The following is a 13,085-nucleotide window of genomic DNA, read 5'->3' on the forward strand; positions in this document are numbered from 1 at the left end:
TTACTGGAGTGACGCGCCGCGCACCCTGGCCTTTCGTCCACTCCCACCTGAAGCGTTGTACCGCGTCGGCCCCCAGACAGGGGGCCTGGGGGAGTTGTTGTCTCGCGCGGCTTTGGGCCGCGCCGCAGGAGTCCAGCATGTTTTACACCAGCCTCGTTCGCCGCCTCTTGGCCGTCGCCTTGCCCGCCCTGCTCAGCGTGCTGTTTATCCTCTCCTCGGCCCGCACCACGCCCACTTCGCCTTTCACTGCCGGGGACGATGTGAAAATCGGCAAGGGTGTTGGCTGAGGCCAGGACCACCTTCGGCATTACTCCGTTTAGTCTCAGGGGGCCGCGTCAGGGGACGCGGCTCCCGTTTGCTTCAGGGCAGGCGGTACTCTGCTCGTTATGGGTCTGCGCTCACGTCAACCGTCTGCCTCATCCTGGACCCTCTGGGCCAGCTCAATCCGTGCCCTGACCGAGCTGGGAAAGTTCGCCGAGGCCCGCCGCACCGCCAAGCAGGCTTTGGTCCAGGGTCATCGCGCCTCTGCCTTGTTAGAGCTGCTGGGCGGCGCTGTGGCCGCGTCCTCGGAGGATTGGCACGAGGAGCGGGAGGGGTTACGGCTGCGGCTGCGACTCCTGGGCAATGCGGGGCAAGAGCCGCAAATCGAGGCCCTGACCCGAGCTGAGCTCGCAGGAGAGCAGCATCAGGGCGACGCTTGTGCCGCGTTCCTGCACGCCTACCTCGCCTTTGCCCTCGTTCAGCGTGAGGCATACCGGGAGGCGCTGGGCTGCGCCGAGCAGGCCCTGCTGCACCTCACGGCGCTCTATCCCCACGAGCGTGTGCTGGTGCGGCGGATGCAGGCTATCGCCCTGAACCGTCTGGACCCGGACAGCGACTGGGCCGGTCCACTCGAAGACGCCCTGGCTGAAGCGCAGGGCTGGGTCCGGTCCCTGCTGCTCACCGATCTGGCCGGTCTTCACAGCCGTCGGGGCAACGAAGCGGCGGCCATGCTGGCCTTCGCCGAGGCGCTGCCGTTGGTAGGGCAGCCCGCTGACCGTGCCGAGCTGCTGAGCAACATGGGGCTGATCTGCCTGCGTGCGGGACAGCTCGCTGAGGCGGAAGAATATTTCGGTCAGGCGGTAAAAATCAACTCTTCAGCGCGCAGCCGGGCGCTGTCCGGGCAAGCGGCGGCCCGGCGTGCCCTGGGCGAATGGGCACGGGCCAGCGCCCTTTATGAGCAGGCCAGCCGGGTCGCGGCGGTCAGCGGGGACGACGACGACCTGCGCCAGGCCCTGCGTGGCCTAGGTCATACCCAGCGCCTCGCTGGGCAGCACATGACCGCGCTGGCGACCCTTCGGCGTGCGGCCCAGGTGACCCAGGCGGACCGGACGTCCGGGGTTTCGTGGGTCAATGTCGATCTGGCCGCTGCCCTGGTCAGTCTGCCCAGCCTCGACGCAGCCCAGGTCCGGCACCATCTGGAGCGCAGCGGCCCCCTCGACCGTGAGGAGGCCGAACGGGCCAGCATCGTCAGGGCCGAACTGTGGCGGCGTGAGGGTCAGGCTGACCAGGCCCGGTGCGTCATTGAGCTCCTCGGTCCACATGTGCTGTGGGTCAGAGAGGAAGCGCACGCCTTTGCGCTCCTGTTTGGCCTGCTCGACGCTGAGAGGCGTCCAGTCCCGCTCCCGCGCGCTGGCCAGACCGAGGTGGCGCTGCGGGTACTTGGCCTGCCGGAGGTCCGGGTCAATGGCCGCAGGATCGACCTGCCACCCCTGGAACTGGTGATGCTCACGGCACTCGTCGAGGCGGGCGGCGAACTCAGTACCGACGAGCTGACCGAGGTGCTCCGGGACGACCGGCCCAGGACCCCGCGCCTGGCGACTCAGCGCGTCTCCCGTGTGGCCGGGCAACTGGCCGCCGCCCTCGGCTGGCCGGGCAGTCTGCGGGCCCTGCGGGGGCACTACCTGCTCGACCCGGCGACCCACTGGACCACTGATTCGCTCGGGGTTCAGCGGGGAGGACGACCGCCCGAGGCGTACCTCTCAGGCGTCCATCTGCCCTGGGCCATCAGCCGGGAACAGGAGTTGCGTCAACGCGACTGAGATTTGCTGCGCCCAATGACCACCACCCCTCAAATGCGACAACACTGCGACACCTTTGCACTACTTTGCATGCATGGAAGAATCTCTGGCCCCGCTCCGCTCTCCAGTGCGCGTCCGTCACACCCCAGCTCCCAAACAGGCCAAGACCTGGCACAAGTCCAAACGCCTGACTGACCTGGTCAGCAAGCTCCAGGCAAGACCGTGGACGACGACCGAGCTGGCCCGCGTGCTGAACGTCAACCAGCGCTGCATTCAGCGTGATCTTCAGGTGCTGCGGGCCATGGATTATGACGTCGCTGATCACGCCGGGAACGCTTACTTCATTCCCGCACGCGGTCAACTGCTGCGGCCTGCCGAGGCCCTGGCGGCCTACGCGGCGATCCGGCTGGCGCACCACCATTCGCCCACCCTGGGCAGTCACTACCGCTACGCGCTCGATCACATCTCGATGGCCCTGCCCGAGCGCATCCGGCACATCCTCAATGCCAGCGTCAGGGACAACGGCAGCGCGACTTTCGCCGAGCGCCAGATGGAGCAGGTGGCCTCCGCCTGGGTGGACCAGCGGGTGCTGAAATTCGATTTTCACCGCCAGACCGGCGAAATAGAGACGGGCAATGAGCTGTGCATCTACTTCATCGAGATCAGTCGGACCAACCTGACGCCCTACGTGATCGGGTTGGAGCGGCGCAGGCGAGGGCAGATCAGAACCTTCAAGCTCTCGCGGATGCGCAACCTGAGTTTGCACACCGACACCTACGAAAGCGACCCCACCTTCGATCCCCGCCAGTTTCTGAGTGACGCCTGGGGCGTGATCGGCGGCCAGCACAGCGTCACGGTGCGGGTGCGCTTTGCCCCCGAGGCCGCTTACCGGGTGCTCGAAGGCGGTTTCCCGAATGCCACGCTGATTCGCCATGATGGCCAGGTCGAGATGGACTTCCGGGCGGGCACCGATGCGACGGGCCTGCCCCGCGAACTGCTGCCTTTTTTGTTGAGCTGGGGTCCCCGCGCCGAGGTGCTCTCACCGCCTGAAGTCCGGGCCGCCTGGCTCGGTGAACTCCGGGAGGCGCTGGCCCGCTACGATCCGCCCTCAATGCTTGATACTCCCGCTCTGGAGATGCTATGAACAGTCCCCCTATCCCACCGTTCAATTTGCTCCACGAGCCCTGGATCCCGGTGCGCTCCCTGTCGGGCGGCCCGGTGCAGGAAGTCGGGCTGCGCGAGCTGTTGCTGCGGGCGCGCGAGTTCGGGCGCATCGACGACGCCTCGCCGCTGATCAGCGTGGCCCTGTTGCGCCTGAGCCTGGCCCTGCTGCACCGGGCCTTACAGGGGCCGAAGAACGCCGAGGTGGCCGCCGCCTGGTTCCGAGACGGCTTTCCAACCGGCGTGCTCGAAGCGTATTTCGAGCAGTGGGCACCGCGCTTCGAGCTGTTTGACCCGGAGCAGCCGTTCTGGCAGGTAAAGGTCGATCCAACGAGAGGAAATCGCTACCACTGGAGTCTCCTTGCGCCAGAGTTGAACGGTAGTAATACAACAGTGCTGTTTGGTTCCAAAAAACGATTAGAACCACTTTTCCCGAAAAGAGAAGTCGAAATGCGGCTCACAGGTTGGCTGGGTACGGCTCCGGCAAGTTATGTCGCGCGGCTTTTAGCCCAAAATCAATCGTTCGCTTTAGGTGGACGCACTACGGGTGCGTCAGAAAGTCAGCAGGGCGGTCCGATCATGAGTAAAGCCATGTTTGTACCGCAGGGCCGCAATTTATTAGAAACGCTCTGTTTCAACCTTGTTCCGTATGGATCAGACTTAGCAAAAATGGATCGAGCTGTATGGGAGTGGCAAAGTGAGGGCAGGGAACGGTCGATTGGAGCAAATGTCCCGTTAGGTCCGGCGGATCGGTATACATGGTTGTCCCGTGGCATCACTCTTTTCCCATCCAGCGCAGAATCCTCTGATGTTGGACTCATTGCCTATGGGGCGGGCCTCGCACGCGCCGAGGATGAGAACCGGGGATTATTGTTTGAGCCAATGGCCGCATTAATTTCTAAAAAAGTGGAAGGTGTTCCCACCTTGCTTCCTTACAGTTTGAACCTCGAGAAGCTAGCGTGGCGGGATTTGAGCGCCATTCTTCCTGAGCCACAAAACCAGATTTACACCGATCCGAAGGGAAAGACGATTAAGTTGAAGGGACATGTTCCTATGGTGATTCAGAATGCATCACAAGTTTTGGAAACTTTGTACCCACAGAAGGCAGGAGAGGAAGTAATCCCTATAATTGTGTTCGGTCAGATTCTAGGTGGAAAACCTGGAATTACATCCTCTACCAGAGAAGAGACGTATAACCTTCCGATACGGTTAGTTGAGGACTGGGACGCATCCGGCAAGTACATTGATGGGGCCTTGTCAAGTGCAAAGAATACCGCGTCAGCTTTACAGCAAGCGACGACTCGACTGGCGACTGAGGTTCTGTCGCGCGGTGGTGAGCGTGAGCCGCACGGTAAGGATGTTAAAGCTCTGGTACGCACCCTGCCTGGCCTGGGCACCTACTGGGCCAGCCTGGAAGCGCCTTTCCGGGTTTTTCTGGCCAGCCTTGAGCAGCCTGAAGTCGCCGAGGCGCAGTGGCGCGGGGCCGTCACGGTACAGGCCCGCCATGCCTGGGCGCTCAATATGCAGGGCGCGGGGCAGGGCGGCCAGGTGCTCGGTTTCGCCTACCGCCCAAGACGCACCGACGGCAAGTATCAGCCGAGCCCGCAAACCCTGCTGGAGCGGGCGATCTTGGCCCTTCACCGCCCTAGCAGCCCGTCCACCACTGCACCGGAGGCGTCCAGCCTATGACCCAGCCTGTACCTGACCGCCCACGCTCACCCGCTGAGCGCTTCGAGCCGCTGCTGCAAAACCTATCGCGTCTCGACCGTGGCCGACTGGCTGCCCTGCGCCGCTCATTGGGTGACGACCAGCCTGGCCAGAGCGTGCCCTGGCTCGAAGGCGTGTTCCTGCGCTCGGGTCTGGTCCTGCGCTCCGACCGGCAGTGGCGTGCGCTGGCCGTCGTGGCCGGTCTTTACGCCTTGATCGAGCGTCCAAGCGGCGACGATTTGCCGATCGCTCCGGACCACCGCCCCTCCTTCGGCCAGACCTTTGGGCAGCTCTACCTCAGCCAAGATCAGCGGCCCAGCACCGAGAAACGCTTCCTGGCGCTGCTAGAGGCCGATGTTGACGGCCTGCCCTATGCCCTGCGGCAGGCCGTGACCCTCCTGAAAGCCGCCGAGCTGCATCCAGACTGGGCCTTGCTGATGGCCGATATCAGCCTCTGGAACCATGAAACGTTTGGTGAACGGGTGCGGCGGCGCTGGGCACTGGATTTCTACCGCAGCGCCGAACGCGTTTCCGAAACGGATCTGGACCCCGCTGTACTGCCTACCGGCACCATCGTGCCCGAACCCGCCCCCTCAGATGAAGGAGACACCCTGTGAACGCCCTGCTCGAACTGCATTACCTCCAGAACTTCGCGCCCAGCAATCTTAACCGTGACGATACCGGCAGCCCCAAAGACGCCTACTTCGGCGGTACCCGGCGGGCACGGGTGTCGTCTCAGAGCTTCAAGCGGGCCATGCGAATGGATTTTAAAACGCGGAGGATTTTGAATGCCGATGAGCTTGCTTTTCGCTCTAAACGTCTTCTCGAAGAACTGACAAATCGTTTTGCATGTGGTGACAATAAGCTCAATACAAACCAAGCACGGTGGGTTGCAGAGGGTCTGCTCCTGATGAATGGGATTGCCTTTGTCGAAGAGAAAAATGACGATGGCGAGTATCTGGTGAAAGATACGAGGAGTGAGGCACTGGCCTTTTTGGGGGAACATGCCCTGCAAGGGCTTGACAATTTAGTCAAATCTTCGCCAGAAGTTTCACAGCGCGTAGCTCAAGTAATAGGAGAGTTTAGGGAGAAAGCCCGCAGCGGTAGATCTTACAAGGGAAAAATTGGTGAGTCCGAGGCCAAAACCAAGCTCCGAAAGAGTGTTGTGAAAGCGCTTGATAGATATGCTGAGCAGGTTGAGGATGTTCTTAACGGCTCCCGCGCGGTGGATGTGGCTCTTTTTGGGCGGATGCTGGCTGATCTGCCGGACAAGAACGCCGACGCGGCGGCTCAGGTGGCGCACGCACTGAGCACCCACGCCATGCGGGGTCGTGAGTTCGACTTCTACACGGCGGTGGACGATCTCAAGCCCTCGGATACGGCGGGCGCGGACATGCTAGGCACCGTCGAGTTCGGCAGCGCGACCTACTACCGGTACGCCTGTGTGGACCTGCGCCAGTTGCTCGCCAACCTCGGCGGCGACCTCGACCTGGCGACGCGGGGGCTGCGGGCCTTTCTGGAAGCCAGCATCTACGCCGCGCCCAGCGGTAAGCAGAACACCTTCGCCGCCCACAATGCGCCCGGGCTGATGCTTCAGGTCATTCGTCAGGGAGCCAGCCCGCGCAACCTTGCCAACGCCTTCGAGCGTCCGGTACAGGGCGGCGCGGAGGGATACTTGCGCCCCAGCATGACCGCCCTGGTGGGTGAGCTGACCCGTCAGGACGCCATCTTCGGGGCGGCGGGACGCGCCCGGTATGTCAACGCTGTGGACGGCGGCGAGCTGGACGGCCTCAGCAGTGGACATGAGCCGAGCGTCCAGGCCCTGATCGACGCCACTGTGGCCGACGCCGAAGCGGTCATGCAGGCGTTGGAGGTCAACGTGCCGAAGTCGCCTAACGTGAGGTCATCTCGTTGAGCACCCTGCTGATTCCTCTAGCTGCCCCGATGCAGTCGTGGGGTACCCGCAGCCGCTTTGACGACCGCGACACCGAAGCCGAGCCGAGCAAGAGTGGGGTACTTGGCCTGTGCGCCGCTGCGCTGGGTATTGACCGCGCAGAGCCGGTGACGCACCTGAGTGCCCTGGCCTTCGGGGTGCGGGTAGACCGTAGCGGCGCATTGATGCACGACTACCACACGGCCCAGTTGTATCCAGGGCAACGCGGCACCCCGACCAGCCTGACCCGCCGGGCCTACCTGGCGGACGCGGCCTTCTGGGCGGCCCTCGAAGGCGACGAAGCCTTGGTTACGGAACTGCACGCCGCCCTGCGAGATCCGTACTGGCCGCTATGCCTGGGCCGCAAGGCGTTCGCGCCAAGTACTCCCCTGTGGTGGCCGACAGCTTCGCGGGGCGAGTCGCTGCTGGACGCTCTGCGTTCGGCTCCCAGCTTGCGCCGACCTGGCGACGGCGACATCCTGCTCTACCGCCTGGTCGTCGACCAAGCCGGGGTCGCTGCTCCGCCGCCCCAGGCCACCACCGGTGTGCGGCGCGATGACCCCAGTGGACCGTTCGCACTAAGGCGCTACGCCCTGCGCGACGTGCTGGAGTGGGCCGAAGCGTTGCCTCATCTGGCCAGGTCCGGGGAGCTCGGCGCGTGACGCCCGCCCTTCACCTGTCCAGGCTGCACCTCAACGAGCGCCACCGTCACGCCTCCCGCGACTTGGCCAGTGCCTACGCCCTGCACCAGACTTTGCGCTGGGCCTTTCCTGGGGCCGGGCAACAAGACGCCCCTCTGCCAGACGGAGAGCGCCTGCTGTGGCGTCAGGACGTTCTGGCCGGAAACGAGGTCCTCAAACCGGTGATTCTGGTGCAGAGTTCGGCGCCGCCCGACTGGGGTGCCCTGAACGCCCGCGATCCGGATTACCTGACCGCCTGGGAGGTCCGCACGCTCGACCTCGTGCCGGTCCTGGTACCAGACCGGACCTTGCATTTCCGCCTGCACGCCAACGTTTCGGTGCGCCGCCGGGACGAGCAGGGGCGCAGCGCTCGCCACGGCCTGCACCGCTCTGAAGAGCAGCTCGACTGGTTGGAGCGGCAGGGTGAGCGCGGCGGCTTTCAGGTGCTGGGCGCGGAGATCGTGCGTTCAGGCCGGGTCCGGGCGCGCAAGGGGCAGCAGACCATCACGCTGCATACTGTCACCTTCGAGGGTGCCCTGCGTGTCACCCAGCCCGCACAGCTCGCGCAGACCGTCCAAGCTGGACTGGGCCACGCCAGGAGTCTGGGCTGCGGTCTGTTGAGCCTGGCGCCATGACCGGGCCGAAATCAGGAGCTGGACCAGGGTCTGGCGGCATCATCTGGCATAAGCAGAACCTGCGCGAGTTGCCGAAATTCCGTGACGGAACAGGGTATCTTTACCTCGAACACACCCGCCTGGAGCAGGATGACCGGGGTGTGCGGGCCTACCATTCGGAGGGCATGGTCACGCTGCCGGTCGCCAGTCTGAGCGTGCTGCTGCTCGGTCCGGGGTGCAGTGTCAGCCACGAGGCGATCAAGGCCATGTCGAATACCGGCTGCTCGGTGTTGTGGGTCGGCGAGGGCGGGGTGCGCCTGTATGCCAGCGGCCAGGGAGAGAGTCGTAGCGCCCTGCGGCTCCAACGTCAGGCCCGGCTGTGGGCGAATCCAGAGTCCCGGCTGCGGGTCGTGCGCCAGATGTACCAGATGCGCTTTCCCGAACCTCTGCCCGAGGGTCTGAGCCTTCAGCAGATTCGGGGCCGCGAGGGTGCCCGCGTGCGCGACGCTTATGCCCGCTACAGCCAGGCGCACGGCGTCAAGTGGGAGAATCGCCAATACAAGCAGCAGGACTGGAGCCAGGCCACGCCCATCAACAAGGCGCTCAGCGCGGGTAATGCCTGCCTTTACGGCTTATCGCATGCGGCTATCCTGGCGACCGGGTACAGTCCAGGCCTCGGATTCGTACATACCGGCAAGATGCTGTCGTTTGTCTACGATGTGGCTGACCTCTACAAAATGGAAGTGGTGCTGCCCACCGCCTTTCGTGAAGCTGCGAAACCCGGTGATGATCTGGAGCGGCGGGTCAGGACTGGATTGCGTGACCACATGACCAATCTCAAACTGCTGGAGCGCATGGCTGCCGACTTACACCGGCTGCTGGGCGGCGACGAGGGTGAGGCGGAAGGCACGGCCCCCGGCGACCTCTGGGACCCAGAGGGCGACGTCCAAGGCGGGATCAATCACGCATGATCGTGATGACCCTGGAATCGGTGCCGAGCAGCCTGCGCGGCGAACTCAGTCGCTGGCTGCTCGAAGTTCAGCCTGGCGTCTACGTCGGTAACGCCACTGCCCTGGTTCGCGACCTGCTGTGGGATAAGGTTGTACAGCATGTTCGCACGGGCCGCTGTGCCCAGATGTACCGGGCGAACAACGAACAGGGTTTCAGCGTCAGAGTGCATGGTGATCCCCGTCGGACGCTGGTCTCGCTAGACGGCTTCCAATTGATTGCGGTTCGCAATGCCCGTCATGCAGAATTACAGGGGGAATATGACCCTCCTGAGGACGATGACAAACTGTGAGCCGAAACTGAGGTGGTGATATAGACTTCACCAGGGCACCCACCGAAAGAACACTGTGTTTCTGAAGTGAGTTCCCCACGCCTGTGGGGATGGCCCGACGCTGGCCCCAGCACCGCCGACCTCACCGCCGAGTTCCCCACGCCTGTGGGGATGGCCCTCTAGGAGGGTAACTGTAGAATTGATAGGCCGGGAGTTCCCCACGCCTGTGGGGATGGCCCGCACGGCCAGCCCATTACGATCTGGCCACTTGAGAGTTCCCCACGCCTGTGGGGATGGCCCGGTTCCCAGGGTCAGCACCTCGGCGAACTTGAAGAGTTCCCCACGCCTGTGGGGATGGCCCGATCGGCAACGACAGCTTTTGGTGCGAAAACAGGAGTTCCCCACGCCTGTGGGGATGGCCCGCAGAGTGGAAAATGCGCTATTTGTGGCACCCAGAGTTCCCCACGCCTGTGGGGATGGCCCGACCTGCCAGACCTGCAAGTGACCCGGCGAAAAGAGTTCCCCACGCCTGTGGGGATGGCCCGTTTCACTCACCGGAGAGCGAGGCGTTTCACTGGAGTTCCCCACGCCTGTGGGGATGGCCCGGCGAGTGCGAGCCGGAGGCGGCGGCAGGGTTCGAGTTCCCCACGCCTGTGGGGATGGCCCGCGCCGCCCGACCAGCATCGTCTTTTTGCGTGGGAGTTCCCCACGCCTGTGGGGATGGCCCGCCGTCCTCCTGATTTTCCGGCGTCTGGTCGGTGAGTTCCCCACGCCTGTGGGGATGGCCCGGCGCTCCCGCCCACCATCCAGAACGCCGCCCGGAGTTCCCCACGCCTGTGGGGATGGCCCCCCAGGAATCGGCCCTGAAGTTGGCCAGGACCGGAGTTCCCCACGCCTGTGGGGATGGCCCGCTGGATGGTCTGGACGTGAGCCGCCAGGAACTGAGTTCCCCACGCCTGTGGGGATGGCCCGTCGTGCTCGGCGCGGCGGGCGCTTACCCTGTCGAGTTCCCCACGCCTGTGGGGATGGCCCGTACGCCGACCTCGGCGCTGTTTGGGATGCGGCGAGTTCCCCACGCCTGTGGGGATGGCCCGATTCTCGCGCCGGGCAGCGCCTACACCCTGCCGAGTTCCCCACGCCTGTGGGGATGGCCCGGTCGGCAAGAACTGATGCGGGCGCCGGTAGGCCAGGGAGTTCCCCACGCCTGTGGGGATGGCCCGGCGGGCGGGACGTTCGCGGCCACGATCATGCCGAGTTCCCCACGCCTGTGGGGATGGCCCGACCCTGATCAGCCATCTGGGCGATTACGAGACGAGTTCCCCACGCCTGTGGGGATGGCCCGCTCTACACCGCCGAGAAGCCCAGGCAGTTGCGGAGTTCCCCACGCCTGTGGGGATGGCCCGCCGCCTTGCCACCTACCGCGCCGCCGACCCCGGAGTTCCCCACGCCTGTGGGGATGGCCCGGCTTTTGGGGGTCTTCCTCGCTCCAGAGCGTGGAGTTCCCCACGCCTGTGGGGATGGCCCGATTGACCAGGACGGCATAGAGGCCCGACTTGCGAGTTCCCCACGCCTGTGGGGATGGCCCGCTGCCAGCGGTCCTTCATGACGGTCATCTGGCGAGTTCCCCACGCCTGTGGGGATGGCCCGCCATCCTCGCCAGCTACAGCGTGGACCTGGCCGAGTTCCCCACGCCTGTGGGGATGGCCCGTCGCGGGTGACGTCGCCAGCGCGGGTCGAGTAGAGTTCCCCACGCCTGTGGGGATGGCCCGCTGGCCGCCCGTGAACTGCTTGACGCCCTGCAGAGTTCCCCACGCCTGTGGGGATGGCCCGGCGAAGCTGGAGCTGGCGAACCTGCTTGGGCAGAGTTCCCCACGCCTGTGGGGATGGCCCGCCTCGCTGCTGATCCCGGCCCTGTCGGTGCCAGAGTTCCCCACGCCTGTGGGGATGGCCCGGTTCCCACGGTACGCACGCTGCCGATCACCTAGAGTTCCCCACGCCTGTGGGGATGGCCCGCAACGTCTTGGCGCCCTCCAGAATGCTGCCGAGAGTTCCCCACGCCTGTGGGGATGGCCCGACCGCCGCCGTTCAACACGCCACCGCCGCCGACGAGTTCCCCACGCCTGTGGGGATGGCCCGCGCCGGGCCGCGCTGGGCCTAGGGCGCTCGCAGAGTTCCCCACGCCTGTGGGGATGGCCCGTCATCCCCGGTGAGGAAATCCGCATCCAGCGCGAGTTCCCCACGCCTGTGGGGATGGCCCGACCCGGTTGCGGAGGTGGTGGGCACCAACGGCGAGTTCCCCACGCCTGTGGGGATGGCCCGCTGACCATCGGCGACCTGATGAGCCTGGTGCAGAGTTCCCCACGCCTGTGGGGATGGCCCGCCGTTCTGAAGCGCAGCGCGGTCGGCAATGAGGAGTTCCCCACGCCTGTGGGGATGGCCCGTAGGCGGCGCTGCACTGGGCGGCTTTGAGCAAGAGTTCCCCACGCCTGTGGGGATGGCCCGCATTCTGGTACGTCTCAAATGTGGTACTATTGAGAGTTCCCCACGCCTGTGGGGATGGCCCGATTGGGTGACTGATCACCTGACCGAGGAGGAGGAGTTCCCCACGCCTGTGGGGATGGCCCGTCCTACGTGTCCAACATGGCGGCGCTGAGCATGAGTTCCCCACGCCTGTGGGGATGGCCCGCGCCCGTAGGAGCGCACCTCTGCGTCCAGAACGAGTTCCCCACGCCTGTGGGGATGGCCCGCGCTGCGCGGCTCCAGATTCAACTCGGCGGCGGAGTTCCCCACGCCTGTGGGGATGGCCCGCCCCAGCGCGGGCGCGGCACCATGAAACGACCGAGTTCCCCACGCCTGTGGGGATGGCCCGGAGCCGCGTAACCTGATCCTGGTCGCCACCACGAGTTCCCCACGCCTGTGGGGATGGCCCGTCCCTGCTGTCCGCCAGGGGTGTCGCGAAATGGAGTTCCCCACGCCTGTGGGGATGGCCCGGCGTGAGGTCTCACTGTAGGTCTGAAGGTCGCGAGTTCCCCACGCCTGTGGGGATGGCCCGGTGGCCCGCGCCGAGCTGGTCGGGCACAGCCGGAGTTCCCCACGCCTGTGGGGATGGCCCGGCGTCCGGCGTACTCCCCCGCCTTGTCGCCCGGAGTTCCCCACGCCTGTGGGGATGGCCCGTTGCCGTAGGTGAGGTTAGCGGCGCCGATGGTGAGTTCCCCACGCCTGTGGGGATGGCCCGTATTTCGGCGCAACCGAGGTCTCCAGCACCTGGAGTTCCCCACGCCTGTGGGGATGGCCCGCCACAGCGTCACCGACAGGGCGTTCTCCAGCAGAGTTCCCCACGCCTGTGGGGATGGCCCGGTTGGAGAAAATAGCAACCGTCAACGAACTACGAGTTCCCCACGCCTGTGGGGATGGCCCGGCGGAGCATTCACTTCGGCAATTTGTCGGGAGGAGTTCCCCACGCCTGTGGGGATGGCCCGACCTCACCAACATCCGCGACCGCACCGAGAGAGAGTTCCCCACGCCTGTGGGGATGGCCCGTAACTGGCGAGCCCCAGAACTTGACGTTACCGGAGTTCCCCACGCCTGTGGGGATGGCCCGGCGCCCAGCGTCAGGCGCTTGGCCCACCACGGGAGTTCCCCACGCCTGTG

Annotated in this window: 10 protein-coding genes and 1 CRISPR repeat array; all 10 genes read left to right on the forward strand. The window is 65.1% G+C overall.

Going from position 1 to position 13,085, the window contains the following annotated elements; genetic code table 11:
- The first annotated feature begins 137 nt into the window (after positions 1 to 137).
- The gene (locus Q0R23_RS05420; RefSeq protein WP_293911186.1) at positions 138 to 287 is read left to right on the forward strand and encodes a hypothetical protein; all 150 of its coding nucleotides are present in this window, start codon (positions 138 to 140) and stop codon (positions 285 to 287) included.
- Positions 288 to 386: 99 nt separating this feature from the next.
- Positions 387 to 2,081 carry a tetratricopeptide repeat protein gene (locus tag Q0R23_RS05425; RefSeq protein ID WP_293911188.1) on the forward strand — a complete coding sequence of 565 codons (1,695 nt, stop codon included), beginning with the start codon at positions 387 to 389 and terminating at the stop codon, positions 2,079 to 2,081.
- A 73-nt stretch (positions 2,082 to 2,154) separates the two neighbouring features.
- The gene (locus tag Q0R23_RS05430; RefSeq protein WP_293911190.1) at positions 2,155 to 3,204 is read left to right on the forward strand and encodes a WYL domain-containing protein; all 1,050 of its coding nucleotides are present in this window, start codon (positions 2,155 to 2,157) and stop codon (positions 3,202 to 3,204) included.
- On the forward strand, positions 3,201 to 4,910 hold the full coding sequence (gene casA / locus Q0R23_RS05435; RefSeq protein WP_293911192.1) for a type I-E CRISPR-associated protein Cse1/CasA: 1,710 nt from the start codon (positions 3,201 to 3,203) through the stop codon (positions 4,908 to 4,910). The genes Q0R23_RS05430 and casA overlap by 4 nt, the downstream gene beginning before the upstream one ends.
- Entirely contained in the window at positions 4,907 to 5,545 is a 639-nt protein-coding gene (gene casB / locus Q0R23_RS05440; RefSeq protein WP_293911194.1) for a type I-E CRISPR-associated protein Cse2/CasB, read from the forward strand. The genes casA and casB overlap by 4 nt, the downstream gene beginning before the upstream one ends.
- Complete coding sequence (cas7e, locus tag Q0R23_RS05445) at positions 5,542 to 6,843, forward strand: type I-E CRISPR-associated protein Cas7/Cse4/CasC (RefSeq protein WP_293911196.1); 1,302 nt, start codon at positions 5,542 to 5,544, stop codon at positions 6,841 to 6,843. Before casB ends, cas7e begins: the two co-directional genes overlap by 4 nt.
- Complete coding sequence (gene cas5e, locus Q0R23_RS05450; protein ID WP_293911199.1) at positions 6,840 to 7,523, forward strand: type I-E CRISPR-associated protein Cas5/CasD; 684 nt, start codon at positions 6,840 to 6,842, stop codon at positions 7,521 to 7,523. Before cas7e ends, cas5e begins: the two co-directional genes overlap by 4 nt.
- Positions 7,520 to 8,176 (forward strand): type I-E CRISPR-associated protein Cas6/Cse3/CasE, encoded by a 657-nt coding sequence (cas6e, locus tag Q0R23_RS05455; RefSeq protein ID WP_293911202.1) that lies wholly within the window; start codon positions 7,520 to 7,522, stop codon positions 8,174 to 8,176. Before cas5e ends, cas6e begins: the two co-directional genes overlap by 4 nt.
- On the forward strand, positions 8,173 to 9,126 hold the full coding sequence (gene cas1e / locus Q0R23_RS05460) for a type I-E CRISPR-associated endonuclease Cas1e (protein WP_293911205.1): 954 nt from the start codon (positions 8,173 to 8,175) through the stop codon (positions 9,124 to 9,126). Before cas6e ends, cas1e begins: the two co-directional genes overlap by 4 nt.
- Entirely contained in the window at positions 9,123 to 9,455 is a 333-nt protein-coding gene (cas2e, locus tag Q0R23_RS05465; RefSeq protein WP_293911207.1) for a type I-E CRISPR-associated endoribonuclease Cas2e, read from the forward strand. The genes cas1e and cas2e overlap by 4 nt, the downstream gene beginning before the upstream one ends.
- 68 nt (positions 9,456 to 9,523) lie before the next feature.
- Positions 9,524 to 13,035: direct repeats of the CRISPR family, unit length 29 nt; unit sequence GAGTTCCCCACGCCTGTGGGGATGGCCCG.
- Positions 13,036 to 13,085 lie beyond the last annotated feature (50 nt).

Origin of the sequence: Deinococcus sp. (assembly GCF_025362455.1) — a bacterium.
GTDB lineage: Bacteria > Deinococcota > Deinococci > Deinococcales > Deinococcaceae > Deinococcus.

Excerpts from the sequence above, each read along its gene's own strand:
- Q0R23_RS05420 (WP_293911186.1), top strand. The coding sequence starts at position 138 with ATGTTTTACACCAGCCTCGTTCGCCGCCTCTTGGCCGTCGCCTTGCCC.
- Q0R23_RS05425 (WP_293911188.1), top strand. The coding sequence starts at position 387 with ATGGGTCTGCGCTCACGTCAACCGTCTGCCTCATCCTGGACCCTCTGG.
- Q0R23_RS05430 (WP_293911190.1), top strand. The coding sequence starts at position 2,155 with ATGGAAGAATCTCTGGCCCCGCTCCGCTCTCCAGTGCGCGTCCGTCAC.
- casA (WP_293911192.1), top strand. The coding sequence starts at position 3,201 with ATGAACAGTCCCCCTATCCCACCGTTCAATTTGCTCCACGAGCCCTGG.
- casB (WP_293911194.1), top strand. The coding sequence starts at position 4,907 with ATGACCCAGCCTGTACCTGACCGCCCACGCTCACCCGCTGAGCGCTTC.
- cas1e (WP_293911205.1), top strand. The coding sequence starts at position 8,173 with ATGACCGGGCCGAAATCAGGAGCTGGACCAGGGTCTGGCGGCATCATC.
- cas2e (WP_293911207.1), top strand. The coding sequence starts at position 9,123 with ATGATCGTGATGACCCTGGAATCGGTGCCGAGCAGCCTGCGCGGCGAA.